Genomic DNA, 25,852 nt, shown 5'->3' with positions numbered 1-25,852 from the left:
GGGCAGCCAATCGCCGGATATGACGCCATGACCATCCCCTCCCCCGCCGCAGCCGCTCCCACCGTCGCCCGCCGGGGCTGGCTCGACGAGGCTCTGCGCCGGATCGAGGCGGACGTGAACCGCTCCGCCGATACGCACCTGCTGCGGATGCCGATCCTGGCGGCGCAGGGGATCACGCTGTATCTGAAGGACGAGTCGACCCATCCCACCGGCAGCCTGAAGCACCGGCTGGCGCGGTCGCTGTTCCTCTACGCGATCTGCAATGGCTGGGTGCGCGCGGGCACGACGGTGATCGAGGCCTCGTCCGGCTCCACCGCGGTGTCGGAGGCCTATTTCGCCCAGCTGCTGGAGCTGCCCTTCGTCGCCGTGGTGCCGCGCAACACCTCGCCGGCCAAGATCGCGCAGATCGAGTTTTATGGCGGCCGCTGCCACATGGTGGAGCGTGCGTCCGAGGTCTGCGCCGAGGCGCAGCGGCTGGCCCGCGACTGCGACGGCCATTTTATGGACCAGTTCACCTATGCCGAGCGCGCCACCGACTGGCGCGGCAACAACAACATCGCCCAGTCGATCTTCGAACAGCTGGCGCAGGAACCGCATCCGGTGCCGGACTGGATCGTCTGCGGCGCCGGCACCGGCGGCACCTCGGCCACCTTCGGGCGCTATGTGCGCTATCGCCGGCTGCCGACGCGGGTGTGCGTCGCCGATCCCGAGCATTCCGCCTTCTTCACCGGCTTCCGCGACAACGATCCGGCGGCCAATGTCGGCCGCGGATCGGGCATCGAGGGCATCGGGCGTCCGACGGTGGAGCCGTCCTTCCAGCCGACGGTGATCGACCGGATGATCCGCGTGCCCGACGCCGCCAGCATCGCCGCCGTCTGGGTGCTGCGCGACCGGCTGGGCCGCGCCTGCGGCGGCTCCACCGGCACCAATCTGGTGGGCGCCATCGAGCTGATCGCCGGGATGATGCGCGAGGGCCGGCAGGGCAGCGTCGCCACGCTGATCTGCGATCCGGGCGACCGCTATATGGGGACCTACTTCAACCGCGACTGGCTGGAGTCCGCCGGGCTGGACATCGATCCCTGGTGCGAGCGGATCGACGCCTTCTTCCGCACCGGCGCCTGGAGCGGCGCCGGTCTGGACTCGGCAGAGCGCTGAGGGGGAGCCTGTCACCATGACCCGCATGAGAATCCGCATCGACTTCGAAAGCGGCGGCTCGATCGGGCCGGGCAAGATCGCGCTGCTGGAGCAGATTCGCGGCACCGGCTCCATCTCCGCCGCCGGACGGGCGCTGGGCATGTCCTACCGGCGGGCGTGGCTGCTGGTGGACGACCTGAACCGCATCTTCAGCGAACCGGTGGTGAGTGCCGCGGTCGGCGGCAAGCATGGCGGCGGGACGGTGCTGACCGCCTTCGGCGAGCAGGTGATCGACCATTACCGTGCGGTCGAACGCGAAGCGCATGTGGCGACCGCCCACCGGCTGGCGGCGCTGGCGGCGGGGACCAATCCCGATTACGGCGCGGGCAGTCAGGTCGATGACGGGAGCTTCGCGAACGATCCCGCCGTCGGGCCCGGATGCGGACCGGAGAAGTAACCGGACCGCAAGACAACGAAAAAGGCCGGGCAACTGCCCGGCCTTTTCATGTCCGCACACCGGAACCGGCTGTGCGACCGGCGTCTATGCGAACGCCTTGTACGCAATCAGCGTGAAGGTATCCCGCACGCCGGGCAGAGTCTGCACATGCTCCGTCACGAAGCGGCCGATGTCGTCGTCCTGCTTCAGGTAGCACTTCATCAGCAGATCGTACTGGCCGGAGATGGAATGCACCTCCGACACCTGTTCGATCAGCTGCACAGCCTGATCGGCGACCTCATAGGCGCGACCGAGATCGCACTTGACCATGACGAAGATGGTCTGCACGGGCTCAGCCCTCCTGCGACGGATCGGTCGAGGTTTCGCTGGACGGGCGCGGACGGGCCGAGCGCAGCATGAAGGCCGGCATATGGTCGCCGAAACCGATCACCGGCACGTCGTCATCGTCGTCGTCACGGCGACGGCGGCGATCACGGTCACGATCACGGCGCGGATCGTTGTTACGGCGGGATTCGGCAGCAGCCAGCGATTCGCGGGGTTGGCGCTCCTCACGGACCGGACGCTCTTCACGCATCGGGCGCTCCTCACGGACGGGGCGTTCCTCGCGGACCGGACGTTCCTCGCGGGCGGCGCGCTCTTCACGGAGAGGAGCGGCTTCCTCGCGCGGGGCACGCTCTTCACGGCCACCACGGGGCGGACGGGCTTCCGAACGGGAGTCAGGCTTGGCTCCACGACCGCCACGGCCGCGGCCACGCCCGCGGGAGCTGCCGTCTTCCTCGCCGAACTCGGCCGTCTCCAGGCCGTCGATGGCGATCATGGGAATCTCCCGCTTGATGAGGCGCGTGATCGCGCCGACCAGTTTGGTGTCGTCGGGCGTCGCCAGCATAAAGGCACGGCCCTGCTTGCCGGCGCGGCCGGTGCGGCCAATCCGATGGACATAGTCGTCGGGGGTCAGCGGCACGTCGAAATTGAAAACGTGGCTGAGACCCTGGACGTCGATGCCGCGGGCGGCGACGTCGGAGCAGACCAGCAGCGTGATCTCACCCTGCTTGAAACGTTCCAGCGTCTCGGTCCGCTTGGACTGCACCATGTCGCCATGCAGCGCACCGACATTGAAGCCGTGGCGTTCCAGCGACTTCTGCAGCACGGCGATGTCGCGCTTGCGGTTGCAGAAGATGAAGGCGTTCTTGACGTCCTCGGTCTGCAGCAGATGGCGCAGCGCCTTGCGCTTGTCCATCTCATGCACGAGGCTCAGGGCCTGGGTCACCGTTTCCGCCGGCGAGGCGGGCGGAGCGACGGAGATCTCAAGCGGCTGGGTCAGGAAGGCATCGGCCAGACGGCGGATTTCCGGCGGCATGGTCGCCGAGAAGAACAGGGTCTGGCGGTTCTTCGGCAGCTTGCTGACGATGCGCTCGATGTCCGGGATGAAGCCCATGTCGAGCATGCGGTCGGCCTCGTCGATGACGAAGACCTTGATGTCGTTCAGCATGATGTTGCCGCGCTCGAACAGGTCGATGAGACGACCCGGAGTCGCGATCAGCACATCCACGCCACGGTCGAGCTTCTTCACCTGTTCGGTGAAGGTCTCGCCGCCGATCAGCAGCGCCATGCTGAGCTTATGGTACTTGCCGTAGGTCTCGAAGCTCTCCGACACCTGGGCGGCCAGCTCGCGCGTCGGCTCCAGGATCAGCGACCGCGGCATCCGCGCGCGGGCACGGCCCGACGCCAGGATGTCGATCATGGGCAAGGTGAAGCTCGCCGTCTTGCCGGTGCCCGTCTGCGCGCAGCCCAGCACGTCGCGGCGTTGCAGGACACAGGGAATTGCCTGTTCCTGAATGGGCGTCGGTTGGGTGTAACCCTTGTCCTCGATGGCGCGCAGGACGTCAGGGCCAAGCCCAAGTTCCGAAAAAAGCATCCAACCTGTTTCTGTTCTGGAGTGCGGAAATCGAGCGTTCGACGCCCGATGCCTGGATGAGGCCGAAGAATAGGAAGTCAAAGCTACATGTCAATAGATCCGATGTTCGGAGACCGAAAATTGACGCGAAAATACGCCGCGTTGGCGAAATCCGTCCCCTGCGCTAGGCTGTCGTCCGGCAACACCGCGAGTCGCGGCGCTTGCCGGCACCCTGAAACGGGGTGGCCCGCTTCATATGGAACGGTCGAGAGCATTTGATGATTCTTCGTGCCCAGGACTCGGTGCTGGTGGTGGTGGATGTGCAGGAACGGCTGCTGCCGGCCATCCACGACTCCGCCCGCGTCGTCCGCAACACCGGAATGCTGCTGAAGGGCGCTGCCGCCCTGTCGGTGCCGGTGCTGCTGACCGAACAATATCCGCGCGGCCTGGGGCCGACGGTGGAGGCGGTGCGCGCCGACCTGCCGGCGGGAACCCCGGTGATCGAGAAGATCACCTTCGGCTGCACCGGCGAGCCGGCCTTCAACGCGGCGCTGGTGGAGTTGAAGCGTCCGCAGATCGTGCTGTGCGGGACGGAAGCCCATGTCTGCGTGATGCAGACGGCGCTCGGGCTGCGCCAGCAGGGCCATGCGGTCTATCTGGTGGCCGACGCCGTGTCGTCGCGCACGCCCGACAACCGCGCCATGGCGCTGGAGCGGATGCGCGCCGCCGGCGTGACCATCGTCACCACCGAAATGGTGCTGTTCGAGTGGATGGAGCGCGCCGGCACCCCCGTCTTCAAGCTTGTCAGCGCCCTGGTGAAGTGAGCGCAGGAGACATCCCATGGCCTCGAACTCCACACCCCCGAACCCCACGTCTGCGAACGCCGGTGGCCGCCCCGCACTGATCCTGTTGCCCGGCATGCCGCTGGACGCCGCATTGTGGGACCATCAGGTCCGGCATCTCGGCGAGGTAGCGGATCCGCAGGTGGTCGAGCTGGCGGACTGCGACAGCATCGCGGCGATGGCCGGCAAGGTGCTGGCCCAGGCGCCGGAACGCTTCGCTGTCGCCGGCCTGTCGATGGGCGGCTATGTGGCGCTGGAGATCCTGCGCCGGGCACCGGAGCGGGTGGAGCGGCTCGCCCTGCTCGACACCAACGCCCGCCCCGACACGGCGGAGGCAAGCGCGACCCGGCGGGAGGCGGTGGCGCTCGCCCGCCAGGGCCGTTACGGGCAGGTCATCCGCGCCGCCCTGCCCCGCCTGATCCATCCCGAGCGGCTGGCCGACGAGGGCTTCGTCCGCTCCGTCCTGGCGCAGATGGAGCGGGTGGGCGTCGACGGCTATGCGCGGGAACAGGAGGCGATCATCAACCGGGTGGACAGCCGACCGGGCCTTGCCGCCATCCGCTGCCCGACGCTGGTCGTCTGCGGCCGCCAGGACATCCTGACGCCGCCGGCCCTGCATGAGGAGATGGCGGAAGCCATTCCCGGCGCGCGGCTGGTGGTGATCGAGGAGTGCGGCCACCTGTCGGCGATGGAACAGCCGCAGGCGGTCACCGCCCTGATGCGTGACTGGCTGCTGTGAGACTGACTTTGTCAGCAGTCCGGCCTGCCGCAGAGCAGATCCGACCGCTGGCTCGGGAACAGCGAGAAGGTCATGTCGCTGATCAGGCTGCGAAAATCCGGATCGTCCGGTCCCTGCGGCCGGTCAAGCCAGCCGGTGGCGGAGGTCAGCGCTCCACCCGACCGGCAGAACGCGCCCTGCACGATGATGGGTCCGCCCGGCGGAGCGGTCGGGATCGGCCCTTCGGTGCAGAGGGCCGAGTTCAGCGTGTTTTCCGATACGTTGAAAGCCAGCACCACCTTGTACTCGCGCCGCGCCGTATCGTTGGGCGTGGTGGTGAGGTTGGTCTTCACGCCGAACACCCGATCCTGCATGTGGGGCAGAACCTTCTCGGCAAAGCGGTCGGGCGTCAGGCCGAAGGGGTTGCCGTGCAGGACCACGCGAAGGTCACGGTCGCTCGCGGCATAGGCGACCTCGCTGCGCGTGTAGGCGGATGTCGGCTCGCTCGCCACCACCCGCTCGTTGGTGCAGGCGGCGAGACCGGAAGCGCCCAGCAGGAGGGCGGCAAGCGACGGAAGCATGCGCATGGTCGAATCGTCCGTTGGTGTCGCTGGCCCCCATATGGGGAACGTCGTGGCCGGAAGCGAGTGGACCAACCGATGCCCTGCCGATCCAACCCGCTTCCCCTTCAACAGTCGAAACAGGGAAGAAGCTCCAGCGCCTAAACGTCGATGTCGTCGGCTTTCACGAACTTCGCATTGTCCTGGATGAACTTGAAGCGCAGCTCCGGACGCTTGCCCATCAGGTCCTCCACCAGCGACCGCGTGCGCTCGCATTCCGGCTTTTCCTCCGGATCGGCGGCGTTGGGCACGACCACGCGCAGAAGCGAGCGCTTGGACGGGTCCATCGTCGTGTCGCGCAGCTGGGCCGGCATCATCTCGCCCAACCCCTTGAAGCGGCTGATGTCGGGCTTCTTGCCCTTGAACATCTTCGACAGCAGCTCGTCCTTGTGGGCATCGTCGCGGGCATAGACCTGCTTGTTGCCGTGGCTGAGACGGTAGAGCGGCGGCAGGGCGAGGTAGAGGTGGCCCTCCTGGATCAGCCCCGGCATCTCGCGGTAGAAGAAGGTCATCAGCAGCGAGGCGATGTGGGCGCCGTCGACATCGGCGTCGGTCATGATGATGACCCGCTCGTAGCGCAGCTTGTCGGTCGAGAAATCCTTGCCGATGCCGCAGCCGAGCGCCTGGGTCAGGTCGTTCAGCTCCTGATTGGCCTTCATCTTGTCGACCGACGCGCTGGCGACGTTCAGGATCTTGCCGCGGAGCGGCAGGATCGCCTGGGTCTCGCGCTGGCGGGCCTGCTTGGCGGAGCCGCCGGCCGAGTCACCCTCCACCAGGAACAGCTCGGTGCCCTCGGGGGAATTCCGCGAGCAGTCGGCCAGCTTGCCGGGCAGGCGCAGCCGGCGGGTGGCCGACTTGCGCGTCATCTCCTTGGACTGCTTGCGGCGCGCCCGCTCCTCGGCCTTTTCGATCAGCCGTTCCAGCAGGCCGTTGGCGCTGTGCGGGTCACCGGACAGCCAATGGTCGAAATGGTCCTTCACCGCGGTCTCGACGAGGCGCTGGGCCTCCGCCGTCACCAGCCTCTCCTTGGTCTGACCCTGGAAATGCGGTTCGCGGATGAAGACGGAGAGCAGGACGCAGGCGTCGCCCATCACGTCGTCGGACGTGACCTGACCGGCGCGCTTGTTGCTGGTCAGCTCGCCATAGGCCTTCAGGCCGCGGGTCAGCGCGGTGCGCAGGCCGGCTTCGTGCGTGCCGCCCTGCGGGGTCGGCACGGTGTTGCAGTAGGTGTGCGAGAAGCCCTCGTCATCGTCGGGCCACGCCACCGCCCATTCCACCCGGCCCTGGCCGTTGGGGAAATCGAGCGCGCCGGCGAAGGGAAGCCGCGTCAGGGTCTTGCGGTCCTTCAACGCGGCGTTCAGGTAGTCCTGAAGCCCGCCGGGGAAATGCAGCGTTTCCGACGCGGGCGTGGTGGCGTCGACCGACAGCAGGGCCGGATCGCAGCTCCACCGGATCTCCACGCCGCGGTAGAGATAGGCCTTGGAGCGGGCCAGCCGGTAGAGCCGGTGCGGTTCGAAATGAGCGGTCTCGCCGAAGATTTCCGGGTCGGCGTGGAAACGGATGGTGGTGCCGCGCCGGTTGACGTTGCCGCGATGGGCCAGCGGCCCCTGCGGCAGGCCGCGGCTGTACTCCTGAACGTAGAGCTGCTTTTCGCGGGCGATCTCCACGGTCAGCCGGTCCGACAGGGCGTTCACCACCGACAGGCCGACGCCGTGCAGACCGCCCGAGGTCTGGTAGACCTTGTTGGAGAATTTGCCGCCGGAGTGCAGCGTGGTCATGATGACCTCCAGCGCCGACTTGCCCGGATATTTCGGGTGGTCGTCGATGGGGATGCCGCGACCGTTGTCGCGCACCATCACCGTATAGTCGGCGGTCAGCTCCAGGTCGATTCGGCTGGCATGCCCGGCCACCGCCTCGTCCATGGCGTTGTCCAGGACCTCGGCCACCAGATGGTGCAGCGCGCGGTCGTCGGTGCCGCCGATATACATGCCCGGCCGGCGCCGGACAGGCTCCAGCCCCTCCAGAACCTCGATGTCCTGGGCGGAATAGCTGTCGGCCTTGGAGGCCGTGTTCTCGAAAAGATCGCTCATGACGGGATGATAGGAATTTCGTCAGGGGTGCGCAAGCGCATCCTGGGCCGCTTATACTGCGTCGCCACATGGTTTTGTGGGCAAAATTTTTATGACGCCGGAGGAAGCATGAGCGCAGCGGACGCATACGACTTCGACAACGGCCCTGCCCTTCGGGCCATTGCGATGCCGGCGGACACCAATCCGAACGGCGACATCTTCGGCGGATGGCTGCTGGCACAGATGGATCTGGCCGGCGGGACGGTGGCGGTGCGGCGCAGCCATGGCCGCGTCGCCACCGTCGGGATCGAGGCGATGACCTTCCACAAGCCGGTCTTCGTCGGCGACGAGGTCAGCTGCTTCGCCCGGATCGAGAAGGTCGGCCGCACCTCGCTGCGCGTCCGCATCGAGACCTGGGTGCGCCGCGAACGGTCCGGTTCCGACCCGATCAAGGTGACGGAGGGCGTCTTCACCTATGTCGCCATCGGCGAGGACCGCAAGCCACGCGAAGTGCCGCCTGAGTAAGGCGCCTCAGGCAGCCGGCGCCTTGACGAAATGCTGGTGGCCGTGGTCGCACTGGCCGCGGGCGTGCTTGTCGTCGCAGCTTTCGCCGGAGGTCAGACCGATCCAGGCGTGGAGCGTGGTGGGGTCGAAGCCGGCCTCGCGGCGGTCGCCCACCTGGATCAGCGGGCGGCGGATCAGGTCGCGGTCGGCCAGCATCGCCGCCAGCGCGGCAGAGTCGTCAAGGGCGCCGGGTGTCACGGCGCCGGACTTCACCGCTGCGGCACGGCGGTTGAACCAGGCATCGACCTCCTTGTCGCCGAAGAAGGCGCGCAGCTCGGCGGCGGTCAACTCGGCGGTGGCGAGGTCGCGGTCTACCAGACGGTGGCCGGCGGCGGCCAACTGCTGTTTTTGCCTGGCGTTCGCCGGGCAACCGGCCAGTCCGTAGAAAATCACTTCGGCCATGGGACACTCCGCTGCTGGATGGGCGGTCCTGATCCGGGGAGCAATCAGGACCGATTTCGTCCAGTCTAACGGCGGTGCAGCATGAAAAAGGGCGCGACAGAATGCCGCGCCCACATTTTTTCTATGGGTACTCAGAAGCGGGCCCGGAGGCTCACTTCTGCAGGCGCTTCAGCGCATCCTCGACATACTGGTTGGTGTAGGTCTTGGACAGGTCGATGCTGGCGGACGCCACCGCCGGGTCGAAGGCCTTCAGCACCTTCAGGGCGGCATCGGCCCCCTCCTGGGTGAAGCGGCCGTCCGGCGAGTAGGTCGGCTTGGAATGCTCGAAGGCCTGGGCGTAGAGCGACTTGTTGCCCAGGAAATACTCTTCCGGCAGCACTTTCAGCACGTCGTCGGTGCTGGCCTTGTTCAGCCACAGCATGGTGCGGACGAAGACGTCGGCCAGCGCCTGGGTGGTCTTCGGGTTCTCCTTGATGAAGTCCGGCTTCATGTAGAGCACGGCGGCGGGATAGGGGCCGCCATAGACGTCCATCGTGCCCTTCTCGGTCCGGGTGTCGGCCAGGATGGTGATGTCGCCGTCGGCCTGGGCCTGGCTGATCACCGGGTCCAGATTGACGATGGCGTCGATCTCGCCGCGCTTGATCGCCGCAATGGCGCTGGGGCCGCCGCCGACGCCGATGACCGAGGCATCCTCCGGCTTCAAGCCGAGCGACGTCAGCACATGGTTCAGCATGAAGTTGGTCGAGGAACCGGGGGCGGTGACGCCGACCTTCTTGCCCTTCAGATCCTGCAACGACTTGACAGTGCCGGACTTGTTGACCGACGCCAGCACGATGCCGGGATAGCGGCCGAGCTGCGTCACCGCGACGATGGGCTGGCCCTTGGCCTGCATCTGGATGGTGTGGTCGTAGGCGCCGGTCACGACATCGGCGGAGCCGCCGACGAGGGCCTGGAGGCTCTTGGCGCCGCCGCCGAAGTCGCTGACCTCGACGTTCAGCCCGGCGTCCTTGAAGTAGCCGAGCCGCTCGGCCAGAGTCAGCGGCAGGTAATAGAGCAGCGGCTTGCCGCCGACGGCGATCTTGATGTCGGTCTTCTCAAGCTTGCCCTGGGCCGCGGCCAAGCCGGAGGTTCCCAGGGTCAGGGCGACCGCGGCGGCCGCGATCAGCGATTTGAGCGTCATTGGTTGCCTCCCTTTTGAATTTTCCTGTTGGATTTCCCGATTGGATTTCAATGCTGCCCGCCGCCGGTGTCCTGCGGGCGCCAGTGCAGAAGCCGCTTCTCGATCATGGTGACGGCGGCATCGATCAGGACGACGAAGATCGTCAGAACCAACATGCCGGAGAAGACGCCGACCGTGTCGAACACGCCTTCCGCCTGATGGATGCGGTAGCCGAGGCCGGCGGCGGAGCCCAGATACTCGCCCACCACCGCACCGACCATGGCGAAGCCGACGGCGGTGTGCAGCGAGGAGAAGACCCAGGACAGGGCCGAGGGCAGATAGACGTGCCGGAACAGGTCGCGCGAGCTGGCGCCCAGCATGCGGGCATTGGCCAGAACCACCGGGCTCACCTCCTTCACGCCCTGGTAGACGTTGAAGAAGACGATGAAGAAGACCAGCGTCACCCCCAGCGCCACCTTCGACCAGATGCCGAGCCCGAGCCACAGCGCGAAGATCGGCGCCAGCACCACGCGGGGCAGCGCGTTGACCGCCTTGATGTAGGGGTCGAAGACGACGGAGACCAACGGCGCGCGGGCGAACCAGAAGCCGAAGGCGATGCCGGCCACCGTGCCGATGATGAAGGCCAGCGCGGTCTCCAGCAGCGTGATACCGAGATGGTACCAGATGACGCCCGACGCAAAGTCGGCCCAGGTGCGGGCCAGCACCGCCCCCGGCGTGCCGAAGAAGAAGGGGCTGAGGATCTTGGTGTCGGTCAGGACATGCCAGATCAGGAAGAAGGCGATCAGGACGCCCAGCTGCAGCAGCAGGATGACCGGACGGCTGGGCAGGCGTTTGGCGTGGGATCTCATGATGTCGTCACCGCAGCTTGGTCTGGGCGTAGCCCTTCAGCACCTCGTCGCGCAGCTGCGCCCAGATCTCCTGGTGCAAGGCGAGGAATTGCGGGGTCATGCGGATTTCCGCCACGTCGCGCGGACGGTCGAGGTCGATGCGGTATTCGCCGATCAGCCGCGCCCCCGGCCCGGCCGACAGCACCAGCACCCGGTCGGACATGGCGATGGCCTCCTCCAGGTCGTGGGTGATGAAGACCACCGACTTGCGGTCGGCCGCCCACAAATCGAGCAGCTCGTTCTCCATCATCTGGCGGGTCTGGACGTCGAGCGCCGAGAAGGGCTCGTCCATCAGGATGATCTTCGGATCGACGATCAGCGTCTGGGCCAGGGCCACCCGCTTGCGCATGCCGCCGGAGAGCTGGTGCGGGAAGCGGTCGCCGAACCCCTCCAGCCCGACGCGCGACAGCCAGGGCAGCGCGCGCTGCCGCGCCTCCGCCTTCGAGACGCCACGGAACTCCAGCCCGGCGGCGACATTGTCGAGCGCCGATTTCCAGGGCATCAGCGCCTCGGCCTGGAACATGTAGCCGGCCTTGGGATTGATGCCGGTCACCGGCTGGCCGAAGGAGAGCGCGCGGCCCTCGCTGGGCTTCAGCAGGCCGGCGGCGACGTTGAGCATCGTCGACTTGCCGCTGCCGGTCGGGCCGACGATCGACACGAACTCCCCGTCGGCGACGGTGAAGCTCGCGCCCTGGACGGCGGTGTAGGAACGTCCCCGGCCGTCGGGTGAGGGAAAGGTGCAGGTCACGCCTTCCAGCTGGAGGGCGGGCGCCGCGGCGGCGGCCTCGGCCATGTCGGTGTGGTCCTTATCGTTCGGGCGGTATGCTTTGGTTGGAGGACCATACTGTCCGAAGAGAAGCCTATCGGCAACCGCTTGAGATCTCCGTAGAATCCGAAAGGAGCCATTCCGCAAACGCACCGCTTACGGTGTCAAAGAAGGGACGCGGGGCCTTATCGGTTGCCGTCATGCCCTGCCCTCCAGCATCAATGGCATAGATCGAAAGCCAGTCCCTTTCCCCTTGCGGAGCCGACATGCCCACGCTGCCGAAACGCCCGTTGATCGCACTTGCTGTCCTGGCCGCCCTGCTTGCCGTGTGGCTCGGCTTCGCCGCCTGGTACGATCATCATCAGCGGGCGGATGAACGGCCGGCCACCTACAGCGCACTGATCGAACAGGCCGGGCGGGGCGAACTCGGTTCGATCACCTTCGCCAACGGCACCGGCCATGCGGTCGGAACCGACGGCAGCCGCTATCGCGTCGTCATGCCGGTGACCGACGATCTGCTGAAGGAGATGCGCGCTCACAAGGTCGCCATCGCCTTCGACGAGGGTCCCGGCGGGCTGATGGCACAGACCGTGAGCGTGCTGGACCGCGCCGCCCCCTTCGTGGTGGTGGCCCTGCTGATCGGCGGGCTGCTGATGAGCGGTGGGCAGTTCTTCGGCATGGGCCGCGCCACCCGCGTGCGGCCGGAGGACACCAAGACCGTCTTCGCCGATGTGGCCGGCGTGGACGAGGCCAAGGAGGAGCTGCGCGAGACTGTGCAGTTCCTGAAGGACCCGCGCCGCTTCGCCATGGCCGGCGCGCGCGTGCCGAAGGGCATCCTGCTGGTCGGCCCGCCCGGCACCGGCAAGACCATGCTGGCCAAGGCGGCGGCGGGCGAGGCCGGCGTCCCCTTCTTCGCCGCGTCGGGATCGGATTTCGTCGAGATGTTCGTCGGGCTGGGTGCGGCCCGTGTGCGCAGCCTGTTCAAAACCGCCCGCGCCAACGCCCCCTGCATCCTGTTCATCGACGAAATCGACGCGCTGGCCGGCAAGCGCGGCGAGTCGACCAGCCATTCGGAACGCGAGCAGACGCTGAACCAGCTGCTGGTCGAGATGGACGGCATCGTCGAGGGTGGCGAGGTGGTGGTGATCGCCGCCACCAACCGGTCGGAGATGCTGGACCCCGCCGTGCTGCGCCCCGGCCGTTTCGACCGCCACATCCATGTCAGCCTGCCCGACGTCGCCGGGCGCGAGGCCATCCTCGGCGTCCATGCCGGGCGCCTGACGCTGGCCCCCGACGTCTGCGCCCGCACGGTGGCGCGTGGCACGCCGGGCTTCTCCGGTGCGGAACTGGCCAACCTGACCAACGAGGCGGCGCTGTCGGCGGCGCGCCAGGGCCGCGTCATCGTCACCATGGCCGATTACGAGGCCGCCAAGGACCGCGTGCTGATGGGCACCGAGCGCCGCAGCCTCGCCCTGACGGCGCACGAGCGGCGGCTGATCGCGGTGCATGAGGCCGGCCACGCGCTGGTGTCGCTGCGCTGCCCGCAGGCCGACCCGATCCACAAGGCCACCATCATCCCGCGCGGCGGCGCGCTGGGCATGGTGGTGCGGCTGCCGGAGGGTGACCGCGTGTCGGTCTCCCGCGCCAAGCTGATGGCCGACATCGCCGTCGCCATGGCCGGCCGCGCCGCGGAGGAGATCGCCTTCGGCGCCGATCAGGTCACCACCGGGGCCGAGGCCGACTTCCGCGCCGCCACCGATCTGGCGCGGCGGATGGTCACCGCCTGGGGGATGAGCGAGGAGATCGGCTTCGTCGCCCATGCGGCGGCGGAGCCGGGAGCCCGGTCCGAACGGACCGCCTGGCGTATCGACGAGGAGGTCCGGCGCCTCACCGACGAAGGCATGGACCATGCCCGCCGGCTGCTGCGCACCGACCGCGCCGCCCTGGACGGCATCGCCCAGGCCCTGCTGGAGCGCGAGACCCTGACCGGCGGCGAGATCGCCGCGCTGGCCGATGCCCAGACGGAAAGGGCCACCGAGGCGGCTTGAGACTTTGAGAGGACGTTACCGGGCCGGAGAGACTGTCTTGCCGGACTTGCTAAGGAAATGTCCTGCATTGCGGGGCGGATGCATACCGGGGTAGATTGACCCTGTTCTGTTCGAGGTAGCACGAGAGGGGCGCAATGTCGGGACCGATATCCCGCCGGACGGTTCTTGGAACCGCCTTGCCCCTTCTCTGCACCCTGCCAATCCTTGGGCTCCGGCTGGCCCCGGCACACGCGTCGGCCACGGTCATCCAGGTCGGCGCCTATGAATTCCCGCCCTATGTCGACGAAACCGGCGGCGGCATCACGCGCGACCTGCTGGAGCTGCTGAACAGCGCGCAGGGTGAATTCCGGTTCGAGACGGTCAGGACCGCCCCGCAACGCCGTTACGAAGATCTGGAACAGGGGCGGTTCGACATGATCGCCTTCGAATGCCGCAACTGGGGCTGGCAGGACCATCCGGTCGACGCCACCCGCCCCTTTCTGCGCGATGCGGAGGTGTTCATCGCCAGGGCGGCGCCGGGCATCGACCAGCGTTATTTCGACGACCTGAGCGGGAAGACGATTCTCGGACGGCTCGGCTATCACTATGCCTTCGCCGGCTTCGATGCCGACCCCAAGCGGCTGGAGCAGCGCTATCGCACCCGTGTCACGGTGACGCATGAGGGCAATGTCCGCAGCGTCGTCGCCGGGCGGGCCGATCTGGCCATCGTCACCCGATCCTTCCTGACCCGCTTCCTTCAGCGTGATCCGGAGCTTGCCCGACAGGTCGTGGTCTCCGACCGCACCGATCAGATTTACGAGCACACGATCCTGATCCGGCACGGCGCGGCGCTCACCACCGGCTGGCTCAACGGGCTGCTCGACCGGCTGGAGGCGGAGGGACGCCTGGAAGCGCTGTGGCGGCGCAGCGGGATATTGTCTTGAACCGGCGATCCTCCCTGTTTGCGCAGGTGGCCGGGGCCATCCTGCTGACGACGGCAAGCTTCGGCACCATCGCGATGCTTCTGTCGGAGCGGATCGTCGAGGGGCAACGCCATCAGGAACTGCTGCGGCGGGCCGAGCTGGTCACCGCCACCCAGGCCGACGCGCTCAGCGGCTTCGTGTGGGAAATGGACAACCGCAGCGCCCAGCGCATGATCGAGGCGCTGACCGCCCGCGATCCGGCGATCCGCTCCATCGCCGTCTTCGAGACGGACCGGGAGGAGCCGCTGGCGCGGACCGCAGTCGAAGAAATCGCCGGAAAAACCGAGGATACCGACGGCATCGTCACCGTCGAACGCCCCATCCTTCTGCACGGCCGCGAAGGGCGGGTGCAGACGGTCGGGCATCTGCGCATCGCCTATTCGACGGCCGAGGTGCGGCAGGCCACGCTGGATGCGCTGATCCCGGTTGCCGGGCTGCTTCTGCTGTCGCTGCTGGGGGCGATGGCGGCGCTGGGGCTGACGCTCAACCGGATGGTTCTGCGTCCGCTGCGCCGCCTGACGCAGCTGGCCAGCGCCATGGCCCACGGAGAGTACGGCGCCCGCATGGATGCCGGACGGAGCGACGAGATCGGTGTGCTTGCCGATGGCTTCAACCGGATGGCGGCGACGGTGCAGGATCACACCAGCACGCTGGAAAGCCGGGTCCGCGACCGGACGGAGGCGCTGGCCGCCACCAACCGCGCCATCATGGACAGCATCAACTACGCCCAGCTGATCCAGTCGGCCATCCTGCCGTCCGCCGGCACCCTGTCGGCCGGTTTGACCGAACATTTCGTTCTGTGGCGCCCGCGCGACGTGGTCAGTGGCGACTTCTATCTCTGCCGCGAAGTCGAGGACGGATTCGTCGTCGCGGTTGCCGACTGCACCGGCCATGGCGTTCCCGGCGCCTTCATGACCATGACCGCCAGTGCGATCCTCAACAATGTGCTGGACCAGCTTGGCGCGGCAGACCCGGCCGCGGTGCTTGCCGCCGTCGACCGCAAGGTCCGCGCCGCCCTGCACCAGGAGGAGGAAGCGCGCGGCGGAGCCGACTGTTTCGACAACGGCCTCGACCTGGGGCTGTGCCACATCCGGCCGGCCGAGGGAGAACTGGTCTTCGCCGGCGCCCGCATCCCGCTGCTGGTCGTTGCTGATGGCGGCTTGGATGGCGGCGTGACGGAACTGCGGGGCGACCGTCGCAGCCTGGGCTATCGTCCAAGCGCTTTTCTCGCGGCCGACAGCGAGCCGGACAGGTGTGGCGCCGAGTCGCCCTTCACCAACCACAGCATTGCCCTGCGGCCCGGCCAGACCTTCCTGATGAGCACCGATGGGTTGATCGACCAGAATGGCGGGGAACGCGGACGCAGCTTCGGCCGGATCAGGCTTCACGCGCTGTTGAGCCAAGGCGCCGACACCCCACTCGACCGGCTGAAGACCGATGTGGAAAGCTCGCTCGACCGGTTCCAATGCGGCCGTGAACAGCGTGACGACATCACCCTGTTCGGTTTCCGCGTGCGGCTGACGGACGCAGTCGCCATTTCCAGCACGGGGTCCGGCCGCCGGGCGGCGTAAAAGTCCTGGACCGATTGTGCGTATCTGTTACAGACATGTCATATATTGTGACGGGTTGTGACGCACACGTGGCGGGAGCAGCGGAAGCAGCGACTACCTCTCAAGTTTGTTTTAAAATTTAGGCATTCCGGGGTATGTTGCACCCGCTGGAGTAGTGATAGGGAGAACACGGCATGGCCGGTCCGACGATCGTCGTGGTCGAAGATGAGAATTCTTTGCGGTCCGACATGGTGGAGTATCTGTCGAGCTGCGGATTCGATGCCATCGGCGCACGCGACGGGACGGAACTGGATCGGCTGTTGCAGACCCGCACCGCCGCCATCGTCATCCTGGATGTAAATCTGCCGGACGAGGACGGGTTCAAGATCGCGGCCCGGCTGCGCGACCATCATGGCGCCGGCATCATCATGGTCACCGCCCGCAGTTCGACGGTCGACCGCATCGTCGGGCTGGAGATCGGCGCCGACGCCTATCTGGTGAAGCCGGTCGAGCTTCGCGAACTGGAAGCGCAGGTGAAATCGCTGCTGCGGCGGCTGAGCGAGCGCGCCGCGGAATCGGCCACCCAGTCCGCCAACGGTGCGGCGTCCGGCGAGGCCGCCGGCGACGGGGCGGACGAGGCGCGCTGGTCGCTGGACCCGACGGAATGGAGCCTGACCAACCCCGCCGGCATCCGCATCAGCCTGACCAGCATGGAGATGAAGCTGACCAGCCTGCTCGCCGCCCAGGCACGCAAGCCGGCGACCCGCGACCAGATCTCCCAAGCCTTGTACAACCGCCGCTGGAACCCCGAAGACCGCTCCATCGACACCGTCGTCGGCCGCCTGCGCCACAAGGTGGAGGGCGCCATCGGCGGTCCCGCGCCGCTGAAGTCGGTGCATGGCGTCGGTTACGTGTTCTCCGCTCCCATCCGGGTGGTCGGGACGGGCCAGGGCTGAGTCCCGGTTCCTACATCGTCACAGCCTCGACCGGCAGGTCGCGGTCGGGTGTCCGGCGGGGGAATTGCAGGGTGAAACTGGTGCCCAGGTCGGGCGCGCTCAACACCGTGATCGAGCCCATCAGAACGCCGACCACCAGATTGTGGACGATGTGGAGCCCAAGCCCGCTGCCGCCGCGACCGCGCCGGGTGGTGAAGAAGGGCTCGAACACCCGGGCGGTGTGCTCCTCGCTCATGCCGCGGCCATTGTCGGCGAAGCACATGCGGACGGTGTCGGCGTCCGGACAATCCACCGTGATCGCCATCCCCCCTGGCTGCCCGTCGACGAAGGCATGGGTCAGCGCATTCATCACCAGATTCGACAGGATCTGCGACAGCACGCCGGGATAGCTGTCCAGTTCCAGGTCGGCGGGACAATAGACCGCCACCGCATGGCCCGATGGCCGGAATTTGGGCTGGAGGCTGACCAGCGTGTCCTGGATATAGGCGGCGAGATTGACGGTGCGCCGCACCGCGCTGGCGCGGTCCACCGCCACCTGCTTGAAGCCGGCGATCAACTGCGACGCCCGTTCGCAATTGCCGAGGATCAGATCGGTGGTGTCGACCGCCGTGGCGAGATAGCGGGCGAACTCCGCCTTGCCCAAGGTCCCGCCGTCTGCCCGCCGGCGCATCGCCTGGGTGGCATCGGCCAGATGCGAGGCGCAGGACACGGCGATGCCGACCGGCGTGTTGATCTCATGGGCGACGCCAGCGACCAGCGCACCAAGCGACGCCAGCTTCTCCGACTGGACCATCGCCTCTTGCGCCTCGCGCAGGTGATCGAGTGCCGCCTCCGCCTCGCTGCGCTGGCGGTCCAGCTCGTGGATGGCGTCGCTCAATTGGGCCTGCAACCGGTCGCTGACCCGCACGAGCCGCTGCTGCTCCCGCGTGCTGAGTTCGAAGGCGGCGATCAGGTCGCGGAATTCGGGCAGGCAGTCGGGCGCCAGCGCGCCCAGCCTCGTCTCCAGCGCACGGGCCTTGGCGAGGGCCTCCTCCTCGGCGGCGAAAAGGTTGAAGCTCATGACGGGCCGCCGGCGGGCATCTCCCGCATCTGGAAGACGACGTGCCGTAAATCCTCCGCGAAATCCTCGCCCAGTTCGCGCATGGACTCGTCATTCTCCTCGACGCACCATGTCAGCGTCACCGGCCGTCCGCCCTTGGCCACCGTCTCCAGCATCTGGAATATGTTCATCAGAGCCTTGGCGCTTGAGCTGTTGAAGTAGAGAAGCTCCATGTCGAAGCGGATGGGACCGCCGTCGGGATTGTCGAGAAAACTGCGCAACGCCTCGAACACCGGGCCGAAGAACGCCGCGACATCGTCGGGATAGGATTCGCCGGTCATCCGCAGATGGCCGCCGGCGAAGTCGAACGACACGCCGGGCGTCCGTCCGGTGGCGGGAATGGTCAGGCGGTCCATCGCATGCCGCTCGGCTCGGACGTTCATACGCTGACCTTGAGGCAGAAGAAGCTGCGGTCGCCGTCCATCGCGTTGAAATCGTAATCGATGGGATCGCTGGCCCGCCGGGCGATCTCGATCAACCCCAGCGTGGCGCCGCGGCTGCCTTCGTCCGGCTCCTCGCGAAGCTGCTCGCGGTAGTAGGTCTTGATGCCGTCGCGATCCAGGCTCTTCAGATGGTCCAGCCGCTCCTTCAGGCGGGGCACTTCGCTGTTGCGCACGGTGTTGCCGCAGACGATGAAGACCTTTCCGCGCTCCATGCCGATGGTGACCATGCCGGCGCTGAGTTCCACCGCGCGGCCGGCTGTGCCGGACATCTTCTCCGCCGAATAGCGGATGATGTTCTGCATCTGCTCGACGAAGACGGAGAAGACGCGGCGGATGGTCGGTCCGTCGGCCGCTTCCAAGGCCAGCTTCTCGCGCAGAGCCTCGCCCAGGGAGTAAAGTATCCCCTCCGACAAATAACCGCTGAAAGAGAATACGATTCCCTTGTCGTCGAGATCGCGCTTAATCGACGCATATTGCTGGGCGAGCATGGCTGCGGCCTGACGTTCCACCGGTACCAGGGTTCCGCCCGACTATGTCACCTCCTATGACAAAGGGCCATAGACTTTCAGAGAGGCGGGATGAGAGCGATAGCGACATCGCGCTGCATCACACCGGCACCACGACCCGGAAGCTCGATCCCTTCCCCAGAACGCTGTCGACGGCGACCGCACCGCCATGCAGCAGGGCGATCTGCTGGACGGTGTGCAGCCCGATGCCGGTGCCGGGCACTCCGGAAGCGTCCGCCCCGCGGAAGAAACGGTCGAACAGGCGCGGAAGCTCCACCTCGGGAATGCCGCGGCCATGGTCTGTCACCTCGATCACCGCCATGGCGCCGTCGGTGTCGCCGCTGAGGAGGATCGGGCCACCGGGCCTGGAATATTTGACGGCGTTGTTGACCAGATTGCTGATCACCAGCCCGATCAGGTTGGCGTCGATCTCCGCCCGCCGCGGCAAATGGTCGAGGGTCAACCGGAATTCGCGGTCGGGGTAGGCGACGCGGAAAGGCTGGACGACGGTACGGATCAGGTCCTGCAGGTCGACCTCGGCCCGTTCCACGACGAGGGCGTTGTTTTGCAGCCGCTCGTCGGTCAGATGGGAATCGATCAGGCCGGTCAGGCGCTGCACGCTGCCGCGGATCACCGCCAGCCGTTCCAGCATCTCCGGCTCCACCTGCCCGGCCCGCATCGCCAGCAGTTGGGCGGCGCTGTCGATGATGGCGAGCGGCGTGCGGAATTCGTGGCTGACCATGCCAAGGAACTGGCGCTGCTGGTCGCGCGCCAGCAACTCGCGCTCCAGCGCCCGTTCCACCCGTTCCTTCGCCAGGATCAGCGCCTTCTGGTTGGCGGCCAGTTCCAGCGTGCGATCCTCCACCCGCTGTTCCAGCGAGCGGTTCAGCGCCATCAGTTCCTCATACAGGCAGACATTGTCGAACCCGATGGCGACGCGGTTGCAGAACAGCTCCAGCAGGCGGTGCTCGTCGGCGATGTAGGGCTCCGTCCGTTCCAGCCGGAAGACGGTCACGCCATGCTCGCGCGTGCGGAAAACCAAGACGCAATGGTCGTCACGGTAGAGGTTGGACTGGGTGGCGAGCGCAGTTGCCACCTCCGCAGCGGCGGCGGCGGTCAGGACGTCGCCCACCGGCATGCCAATGCTGCCGGCGAACGGACCCAGCCCGGCGACGATGTCGACGGTCAGGCTGCCGTCGGCACGCGCGACCGGCCGGCAGGCCAGCACCGACGGCGCGGCGCCGTGATCGACGACGCGGGCGATCTGCTCCGCCAGCCGTTCGACGAAGCTGCGCATCGGCCGCATCTCGAACAGCGGGGCCGATGCGCTGAGGATCCGCTCCAGCCCCTGCCTGTTGCGCTCGATCGTCACGATGTCGCGCCAGGCGCGCAGAGCGCTGACCAGGGTGGTGAAAAGACGCTGGGCGGTCAGCTCGCTCTTGGCTTTGTAATCGTTGATGTCATAGCCGACGATGACGTCGCGTTCCGGCGCCTGTCCCGGCTGGCCCGTGCGCAGGATGATGCGCATGCGTCGGTTGCCCAGCTCCTCCCGGATGTGGCGGACCAGCTTCAGGCCGGCATCCTCCGTCTCCATCACCACATCGAGCAGGGCGATGGGCAGGTCCGGCCGCCGGGCGAGGACTGCCTTCGCCTCCTCCGCCGACAGCGCGCTCACCACCTCGAACGGGCGTCCGTCGAAATCGAAGTCGCGCAGCAGAACCGCGGTCATGGCATGGACCTGGGGATCGTCGTCCACCACCAGAACGGGCCAGGGCAGCCCGCAGGGCCGCTGGGGTGTTGCCACGGTCACGGCGCCGTCTTCCGGGCCGAACAGCAGCTCGTCGTCCAGCCCACCGTCCATTCCCATCATCCGCCGCCCCCACACCACTGCGCATGACCGCCCTCACCATAGCACAATGGAACCACCGTCCGGTGCCGGTTCCAAGTCGGATCGGATGAACCGGCAACATTCGTTTCAATTTGTCGCATATGAGCGAACAGCGCTGTATCGGTTCGTCAATATTTTGCAAGAGTTCATTGCGCCCACGCACAACGGAAGCTGTGCAACGGACCGGGCGGGTGCGACACTGATCACGGGACGGCTGCCCGGCAGGAGAGAGAATGGAGGATTCCCTTTCCCATGCTGCGGGGATGCTCCCCGGCCGAAGTCCCAATTCATACCGGACTGCCGCCGGATCGGACGGTCGGCAGGACGATACCCACCATTCAGGGAAATAGTATAGGCCATTAACCCGACATGGTTGTTGGATGACGGAATGAAGCGGTTGAGCTATTCTCGCGCCCTGTCCATCCCCTTTTACGGCCATCCCCTTTGCGGAAGGACCACCTCGCCCCGATGACCCCTGCTGGCCTCGAACAGGACTCACACGCCGCAGGAAGCCGGGATGCGGAACGGGGGGGACGCAAGGCGGCGTCCCTGGCCGTGGGCGCATTGCTGGCGGTGTCGCTGGTCCTCACCGCCGCCCTGCTGGTGTTTTCGGCCTACCAGTATCGCAGCCAGGTGATCTCGGAGGCGGAGAACCGCAGCATCGCCGTCGCCCGCGTTCTTGAGGAACATGCGGCCAGGACGCTGGGCATCCATGCCTCCACCCTGTCGCACATGGAATGGATGGTGGACGACCTGGGCTGGGACCGGATCGACAACACTCCCCTGCTGTTCGAGCGGCTGAAGACGATGGCCGCGCAATCGCCGGAGGTTCAGTCCTATTGGATCACCGACGAGAGCGGACGGGTGCGCGCCAGCAGCTACGAATGGCCGATGCGCCCGCTGAATGCGGGAGACCGCGAGTATTTCCGCGCCCACCTGAATCCCGGCACGATGCTTCACATCGGCCCGCGGATGAACGGCAAGATCGTATCGGAGGTCGTCTTTACCCTCAGCCGCCGGATGGAACTGCCTGGCCACCGGTTCCAGGGCGTGGCGCAGATCTCGCTGCTTCCCAGCTATTTCACCGACTTCTACCGTTCGGTCCTGCATGGGTCCCGCGATGTGATCCTGCTGATGCGCGAGGATGGCGAGGTGCTGGTCCGCAACCCGATGATCGCGCCGCAGGACAGCGCCGCCATCGGCCATTTCCCGGAACTGATCTCCGCCCCCGACAGGAACGGCATCTTCCGCGCGATCACCCCCTCCGACGGGGTCGAGCGGTTGCTGGCCCGCCGCAAGGTGCCCGACCTGCCCGTCTATGTGGTCTATGGCACCGATGTCGCCTCCATCGAGGCGGCTTGGCGCGACCGGGTGCTGCCCTATGTCCTGACGGCCTTCCCGGCGCTCGGCCTGCTGGGCCTGCTGGGTGGCATCGCGTTGCACCGGTCGCGGCAGGCGGTCAATGCGCAGGAGGCGCTGCGCCGCGCCAACGAGGCGCTGGAGGGCCGCATCGCCGAGCGCACCCGGCATCTCGACCAGGCGCTCGCCGACAAGGAGGTGCTGCTGCGCGACATCCATCACCGGGTGAAGAACAATCTGCAGGTCATTCTCAGCCTGCTGGAGTTGCAGGCGCAACGGTCGCCCGAACTGGAAGCGCCGTTCAGCGAAGCCCTGACCCGCATCAACACGATGGGGCTGATCCACGAGCAGATCTACCGCTCCACCGGCATATCGGCGGTCCGGCTCGACAATTTCGTCGAGGCGCTGGCCGGGCACCTCAACAGCTTCCACAGCCGCCCCGGCCGGACCATCGTCATCAGGCACCGGGTCGACCCCGTCAGCCTCGACCTGAACCGCGTGGTGCCGTTCGCCCTGATCCTGAACGAGGTGGTGTCGAACGCCTACAAGCATGCCTTCACGGGCCGCTGCTCCGGCACCATCGATATTGCGGTGACGGCGGAAGACGGATCGCTGCACCTGACCATCGAGGACGACGGCACCGGCACGCCGGAACCGGAGGATGCCGCCCCACCCGGACGGCGGTCGATGGGCATGGATCTGATCCGGGCCTTTACCCGGCAAATCCGCGGCGAATACCATTTTGCCAGGGGGGCGGGCACGCGGTTCGATCTGGTCTTCCCGCAGGAGCCGGACCCCGCCTAGAGTCTGTCTGGTGCTTATTGAAGCACCAGACAGACTCCAGCCTTTTGGTTTTCCGTGTGATTCACGCTTCAAGCGATTCCGCTTGAACCGATCACACTCTAACGCTTGCAGCGTTTGGCCTGATTGGGCTTGTCGGAATTAGGCTTGGGGGGAAGCGGCTTGTCATGGCCGGCGGCGACACCGTTGGTGGGGTCGTCCGATTTCGGCAGCTTCTCGGCTATGCCATAGGCCAGTTCGCGCCGCCGCAGCTCCGCCAGGATCTCGTCGGGGGCGATATCCAGGTCGGCCATCAGGACCACCAGATTGTAGAGCAGGTCCGCCGCCTCCATCACCAGCGCGCCGCGGTCGCCGCGCATCGCCTCGATCGCCACCTCGATCGCCTCCTCTCCCACCTTGCGCGCCATGCGGGCGCGGCCTTGGGCCAGCAGCTTTCCGGTGCGGGAGGTCTCGGGAATGGCGGACGGTTCGCGCCGCATCGTTTGGACGGCGTCGTAGAGACTGCGGAGCGGATCGGGGCCGATATACTGAACCATCCCTCTCAAGTCGTTTTTTCCGGCAGCACTGTCAAGATGTTGGTTGGTCGGCCGAACATCCGGGGGATGCGGCGCGAGCAGTCCGCATGGCATCGCCGCACGCCTATAGTTCGTTAAACTGATTGATTTGGCAGATGACGATTTGCCAAAGGAAACCTCTGTATAGCTGTAATTTTTGCAGCATCCAGCAATGCAAAGGCCGCGTATTTGGCATTGGGTATACCAGTATATAGTCTCCTCAACAGCCCGATGGAGACGACAATGACCACCACCACTTTCCAGCCCGGCACCGAACACCACGCTTCGACCGATGCCCTGCACGCCGTCGCCGAATTCCCGGTGGCCTGGTTCGAAGCCACCCCGGCCTATCTGGTCCTGCGTCCGGTCGGCGCCTTCCTGCGGGAATGGGCTGCCGCCACCCCGGCCGGTTACCTGCTCGGCCTGCTGAAGCGCTGATACCCCGCCACCCCTTCCGACATTTCCAGCCGACGGAGACGATCATGAGCATCCTCAGCCTTCATCATGGCGATCATGGCATCCATGGCGACACCCAGTCCCAGCATCCGGTCCGCGATTTCGCCGCCGACTGGTTCGAAGCGACCCCCGCGGCGATCCTGCTGCGTCCGGTCGCCGCGTTCCTGACCGAATGGGCCATGGCCACCCCGGTGGCGATCCTGGTCCGGTCTCTGCACCGCTGATTGCGGAAAAAAAGCAAAAAAAGTCTTGAGGGTTTGAAAGGCGACCGCGGCACGGCCCGACCATACGGGTTGCCGCGGCCTTTTCTTTTTCAGGGTCCGCTTCCCTGCCGGCGCGCTCAGGCGCCGCCGCGGACATCCTCGACCAGCATTTCCAGCCGTGACAGGTCGCGCACCACCAGCGCGTCGGGACGGCGTTCCAGCATCCCGTCGCGGGTCAGGTCGCTCAGCACGCGGGCGACGGTTTCACGCGTGGTGCTGACGCGGGCGGCGATGTCGGAATGGACGGGAATCGGCGCGATGATCGCCGACGCACCCTGGCGCGAACCACGCTTGGCAAGGCGCAGCAGTTCGGCATGGACGCGGTTGTTGGCGCCCAGCGTCGACAGTTCCATGATGCGGTCGGTGGCGCCGCGCAGCTTGTCGCACAGCCGCAGCATCGTCGCCATCGCCAGGTCCGGATGGGCGGTCACCAGCGCCTGGAAAGGCTTGGCCGGCAGGAAGGCGATCAAGGCGCCCTCCCCCAGCGCCACCACCGACGCGGACCGCGGACGGCCGTCCAGCGCCGACATCTCCCCCACCAGTTCCCCCGCCTCGATGTCGTTGAAGCTGATTTCGCGCCCACCGGCCGAATGGCTGAGCACCCGCACCCGCCCTTCGACCACGAAAGCCACGTCGCGGGTGTCGGCCCAATGGTCGATCAACTGCTCGTCGGGAGCGAACCGGCGCCAGCGGCATTGGCGCGCCACCGCGGTGCGCTGGTCGGCGGACAGCGGGCGAAGCAGCTCGATGCGGTCCAGGCCGGCGGCGGATGCCTCGGCCAGCCCATCGGCCGGGCTGTCGGGTTTTGTCATTCTGGTTTCGTCATGTCGGTCTTTGGCACGGAAGATTCCGGCTTCGCCCCGGACTGTATGTTGCCCCGAAGGATAGCGTGACCTGCGCAAAGGTGGAAGGCGCTGTGACTATTGGCCGGTGTCAACCCTCCGTTAACGCCGAGCGCGCAGAAGGGGGTGACGCCTCGCCGAATTTCCCATTGGCCAGTCCCATCGTTGCCCGGAGCGCCGACCATGCCGATCCTGTTCCCCGTGCCCACCGCCCGCCGCATCGACCGGCAACGGCTGCTGTCGGTCGCCCTGATCCCCTTGGCGGCAGCCATCGCCATGGCAAGCACGGTGGCCGCCACCGGCTTCACCGCCAGCCCGCTGGGCGAGGCGAACAGCACGCTGGGCTTCCTGCTGGATTTCGTGAAGTTCTGCTATCTCGCCGTCGCCATGGCGCACCTGTCGGGCGCCATCGCCGACCACACCTGCGGCAGCCTCGCCGCCGGCCTGTCGATGGACGAATACGACGCACCGGAACCGGTCTCGAAGGACGAGTTCTGGCGCGCCTTCCCCAACCATGTCGACGGCGCCGCCATCGCCGGAGCCGTCACGCTGCTGTCCGTGATCGCGAGCTCGCTGGTCGGCTGACGCTTTT

Annotated in this window: 27 protein-coding genes; 13 read left to right on the top strand and 14 right to left on the bottom strand. The window is 66.8% G+C overall.

All coding sequences use genetic code 11. The annotated features are described in order from the left end of the window. Positions 1 to 27: 27 nt before the first annotated feature. Both ABNQ39_RS03940 and ABNQ39_RS03935 read left to right on the top strand, forming a co-directional pair. The gene (locus ABNQ39_RS03940; RefSeq protein ID WP_376959115.1) at positions 28 to 1,155 is read left to right on the top strand and encodes a PLP-dependent cysteine synthase family protein; all 1,128 of its coding nucleotides are present in this window, start codon (positions 28 to 30) and stop codon (positions 1,153 to 1,155) included. A 16-nt stretch (positions 1,156 to 1,171) separates the two neighbouring features. Continuing rightward, positions 1,172 to 1,591 carry a winged helix-turn-helix domain-containing protein gene (locus ABNQ39_RS03935; protein ID WP_376959114.1) on the top strand — a complete coding sequence of 140 codons (420 nt, stop codon included), beginning with the start codon at positions 1,172 to 1,174 and terminating at the stop codon, positions 1,589 to 1,591. 84 nt (positions 1,592 to 1,675) lie between these two features. On the opposite strand, the gene ABNQ39_RS03930 is transcribed toward ABNQ39_RS03935, so the two are convergent. Both ABNQ39_RS03930 and ABNQ39_RS03925 read right to left on the bottom strand, forming a co-directional pair. Beyond that, positions 1,676 to 1,918, bottom strand: a complete 243-nt coding sequence (locus tag ABNQ39_RS03930; RefSeq protein WP_085089209.1) for an Lrp/AsnC ligand binding domain-containing protein — start codon at positions 1,916 to 1,918, stop codon at positions 1,676 to 1,678. A gap of 4 nt (positions 1,919 to 1,922) precedes the next feature. Then, positions 1,923 to 3,506, bottom strand: coding sequence for a DEAD/DEAH box helicase (locus ABNQ39_RS03925; protein WP_376959113.1), 1,584 nt, complete (start codon positions 3,504 to 3,506; stop codon positions 1,923 to 1,925). 257 nt (positions 3,507 to 3,763) lie between these two features. Between ABNQ39_RS03925 and ABNQ39_RS03920 the strand changes: the two genes are divergently transcribed. Then, positions 3,764 to 4,309 carry a hydrolase gene (locus ABNQ39_RS03920; RefSeq protein ID WP_376959112.1) on the top strand — a complete coding sequence of 182 codons (546 nt, stop codon included), beginning with the start codon at positions 3,764 to 3,766 and terminating at the stop codon, positions 4,307 to 4,309. A gap of 16 nt (positions 4,310 to 4,325) precedes the next feature. Continuing rightward, positions 4,326 to 5,066 (top strand): alpha/beta fold hydrolase, encoded by a 741-nt coding sequence (locus ABNQ39_RS03915; protein WP_376959111.1) that lies wholly within the window; start codon positions 4,326 to 4,328, stop codon positions 5,064 to 5,066. 11 nt (positions 5,067 to 5,077) lie between these two features. On the opposite strand, the gene ABNQ39_RS03910 is transcribed toward ABNQ39_RS03915, so the two are convergent. After that, positions 5,078 to 5,632 (bottom strand): hypothetical protein, encoded by a 555-nt coding sequence (locus ABNQ39_RS03910; RefSeq protein ID WP_376959110.1) that lies wholly within the window; start codon positions 5,630 to 5,632, stop codon positions 5,078 to 5,080. Positions 5,633 to 5,766: 134 nt separating this feature from the next. Further along, on the bottom strand, positions 5,767 to 7,755 hold the full coding sequence (gene parE / locus ABNQ39_RS03905; protein ID WP_376959109.1) for a DNA topoisomerase IV subunit B: 1,989 nt from the start codon (positions 7,753 to 7,755) through the stop codon (positions 5,767 to 5,769). Positions 7,756 to 7,863: 108 nt separating this feature from the next. On the opposite strand from parE, the gene ABNQ39_RS03900 reads away from it, so the two are divergent. Beyond that, positions 7,864 to 8,259, top strand: coding sequence for an acyl-CoA thioesterase (locus ABNQ39_RS03900; protein ID WP_014247936.1), 396 nt, complete (start codon positions 7,864 to 7,866; stop codon positions 8,257 to 8,259). A 6-nt stretch (positions 8,260 to 8,265) separates the two neighbouring features. Here the strand turns inward: ABNQ39_RS03900 and ABNQ39_RS03895 are convergent, their stop codons facing one another. The 4 genes from ABNQ39_RS03895 to ABNQ39_RS03880 all read right to left on the bottom strand — a co-directional run bounded on the left by ABNQ39_RS03895 (position 8,266) and on the right by ABNQ39_RS03880 (position 11,560). Continuing rightward, positions 8,266 to 8,700 carry an ArsC/Spx/MgsR family protein gene (locus ABNQ39_RS03895; RefSeq protein ID WP_376959108.1) on the bottom strand — a complete coding sequence of 145 codons (435 nt, stop codon included), beginning with the start codon at positions 8,698 to 8,700 and terminating at the stop codon, positions 8,266 to 8,268. A gap of 151 nt (positions 8,701 to 8,851) precedes the next feature. Further along, positions 8,852 to 9,880: an ABC transporter substrate-binding protein gene (locus tag ABNQ39_RS03890; RefSeq protein WP_376959107.1), complete on the bottom strand. Its 1,029-nt coding sequence runs from the start codon at positions 9,878 to 9,880 to the stop codon at positions 8,852 to 8,854. A 47-nt stretch (positions 9,881 to 9,927) separates the two neighbouring features. Continuing rightward, positions 9,928 to 10,728 carry an ABC transporter permease gene (locus tag ABNQ39_RS03885; protein ID WP_109050018.1) on the bottom strand — a complete coding sequence of 267 codons (801 nt, stop codon included), beginning with the start codon at positions 10,726 to 10,728 and terminating at the stop codon, positions 9,928 to 9,930. A 7-nt stretch (positions 10,729 to 10,735) separates the two neighbouring features. Beyond that, complete coding sequence (locus ABNQ39_RS03880) at positions 10,736 to 11,560, bottom strand: ABC transporter ATP-binding protein (RefSeq protein WP_098740001.1); 825 nt, start codon at positions 11,558 to 11,560, stop codon at positions 10,736 to 10,738. Positions 11,561 to 11,799: 239 nt separating this feature from the next. On the opposite strand from ABNQ39_RS03880, the gene ftsH reads away from it, so the two are divergent. The 4 genes from ftsH to ABNQ39_RS03860 all read left to right on the top strand — a co-directional run bounded on the left by ftsH (position 11,800) and on the right by ABNQ39_RS03860 (position 17,049). After that, the gene (ftsH, locus tag ABNQ39_RS03875; RefSeq protein WP_376959106.1) at positions 11,800 to 13,581 is read left to right on the top strand and encodes an ATP-dependent zinc metalloprotease FtsH; all 1,782 of its coding nucleotides are present in this window, start codon (positions 11,800 to 11,802) and stop codon (positions 13,579 to 13,581) included. Between the two features lie 176 nt (positions 13,582 to 13,757). Next, entirely contained in the window at positions 13,758 to 14,504 is a 747-nt protein-coding gene (locus ABNQ39_RS03870) for a substrate-binding periplasmic protein (protein WP_376959105.1), read from the top strand. After that, positions 14,501 to 16,114, top strand: a complete 1,614-nt coding sequence (locus ABNQ39_RS03865) for a SpoIIE family protein phosphatase (RefSeq protein WP_376959103.1) — start codon at positions 14,501 to 14,503, stop codon at positions 16,112 to 16,114. Before ABNQ39_RS03870 ends, ABNQ39_RS03865 begins: the two co-directional genes overlap by 4 nt. Positions 16,115 to 16,287: 173 nt before the next feature. Further along, positions 16,288 to 17,049, top strand: coding sequence for a response regulator transcription factor (locus ABNQ39_RS03860; protein WP_376959101.1), 762 nt, complete (start codon positions 16,288 to 16,290; stop codon positions 17,047 to 17,049). Between the two features lie 10 nt (positions 17,050 to 17,059). On the opposite strand, the gene ABNQ39_RS03855 is transcribed toward ABNQ39_RS03860, so the two are convergent. The 4 genes from ABNQ39_RS03855 to ABNQ39_RS03840 form a co-directional block, all read right to left on the bottom strand. Further along, a complete protein-coding gene (locus ABNQ39_RS03855) occupies positions 17,060 to 18,109 on the bottom strand; it encodes a sensor histidine kinase (RefSeq protein WP_376959099.1) in 1,050 nt (349 codons plus the stop codon). After that, a complete protein-coding gene (locus tag ABNQ39_RS03850; RefSeq protein WP_376959097.1) occupies positions 18,106 to 18,531 on the bottom strand; it encodes a DUF1987 domain-containing protein in 426 nt (141 codons plus the stop codon). Before ABNQ39_RS03850 ends, ABNQ39_RS03855 begins: the two co-directional genes overlap by 4 nt. Next, positions 18,528 to 19,100 carry a SiaB family protein kinase gene (locus tag ABNQ39_RS03845; RefSeq protein ID WP_376959095.1) on the bottom strand — a complete coding sequence of 191 codons (573 nt, stop codon included), beginning with the start codon at positions 19,098 to 19,100 and terminating at the stop codon, positions 18,528 to 18,530. The genes ABNQ39_RS03850 and ABNQ39_RS03845 overlap by 4 nt, the downstream gene beginning before the upstream one ends. A 97-nt stretch (positions 19,101 to 19,197) precedes the next feature. Next, positions 19,198 to 20,967: a hybrid sensor histidine kinase/response regulator gene (locus tag ABNQ39_RS03840; RefSeq protein ID WP_376959093.1), complete on the bottom strand. Its 1,770-nt coding sequence runs from the start codon at positions 20,965 to 20,967 to the stop codon at positions 19,198 to 19,200. Positions 20,968 to 21,540: 573 nt separating this feature from the next. Between ABNQ39_RS03840 and ABNQ39_RS03835 the strand changes: the two genes are divergently transcribed. Then, a complete protein-coding gene (locus tag ABNQ39_RS03835) occupies positions 21,541 to 23,148 on the top strand; it encodes a sensor histidine kinase (protein WP_376959091.1) in 1,608 nt (535 codons plus the stop codon). Between the two features lie 98 nt (positions 23,149 to 23,246). Here ABNQ39_RS03835 and hisE read toward each other — a convergent pair whose 3' ends face one another. Beyond that, positions 23,247 to 23,681 (bottom strand): phosphoribosyl-ATP diphosphatase, encoded by a 435-nt coding sequence (gene hisE, locus ABNQ39_RS03830; protein WP_376959753.1) that lies wholly within the window; start codon positions 23,679 to 23,681, stop codon positions 23,247 to 23,249. Between the two features lie 261 nt (positions 23,682 to 23,942). Between hisE and ABNQ39_RS03825 the strand changes: the two genes are divergently transcribed. Both ABNQ39_RS03825 and ABNQ39_RS03820 read left to right on the top strand, forming a co-directional pair. Then, positions 23,943 to 24,137, top strand: a complete 195-nt coding sequence (locus tag ABNQ39_RS03825) for a hypothetical protein (protein WP_376959089.1) — start codon at positions 23,943 to 23,945, stop codon at positions 24,135 to 24,137. A gap of 44 nt (positions 24,138 to 24,181) precedes the next feature. Next, entirely contained in the window at positions 24,182 to 24,379 is a 198-nt protein-coding gene (locus tag ABNQ39_RS03820) for a hypothetical protein (RefSeq protein ID WP_098740011.1), read from the top strand. A 116-nt stretch (positions 24,380 to 24,495) separates the two neighbouring features. On the opposite strand, the gene ABNQ39_RS03815 is transcribed toward ABNQ39_RS03820, so the two are convergent. Next, positions 24,496 to 25,230 (bottom strand): Crp/Fnr family transcriptional regulator, encoded by a 735-nt coding sequence (locus ABNQ39_RS03815; RefSeq protein ID WP_376959087.1) that lies wholly within the window; start codon positions 25,228 to 25,230, stop codon positions 24,496 to 24,498. 213 nt (positions 25,231 to 25,443) lie between these two features. Between ABNQ39_RS03815 and ABNQ39_RS03810 the strand changes: the two genes are divergently transcribed. Continuing rightward, complete coding sequence (locus tag ABNQ39_RS03810) at positions 25,444 to 25,845, top strand: hypothetical protein (protein ID WP_376959085.1); 402 nt, start codon at positions 25,444 to 25,446, stop codon at positions 25,843 to 25,845. The last annotated feature ends 7 nt before the right edge of the window (positions 25,846 to 25,852 follow it).

This window comes from Azospirillum sp. A26 (assembly GCF_042604635.1).
GTDB lineage: Bacteria > Pseudomonadota > Alphaproteobacteria > Azospirillales > Azospirillaceae > Azospirillum > Azospirillum palustre.
The sequence above is the reverse complement of the archived record's forward strand: the minus strand, read 5'-3'. Positions and strand labels throughout refer to the sequence as shown.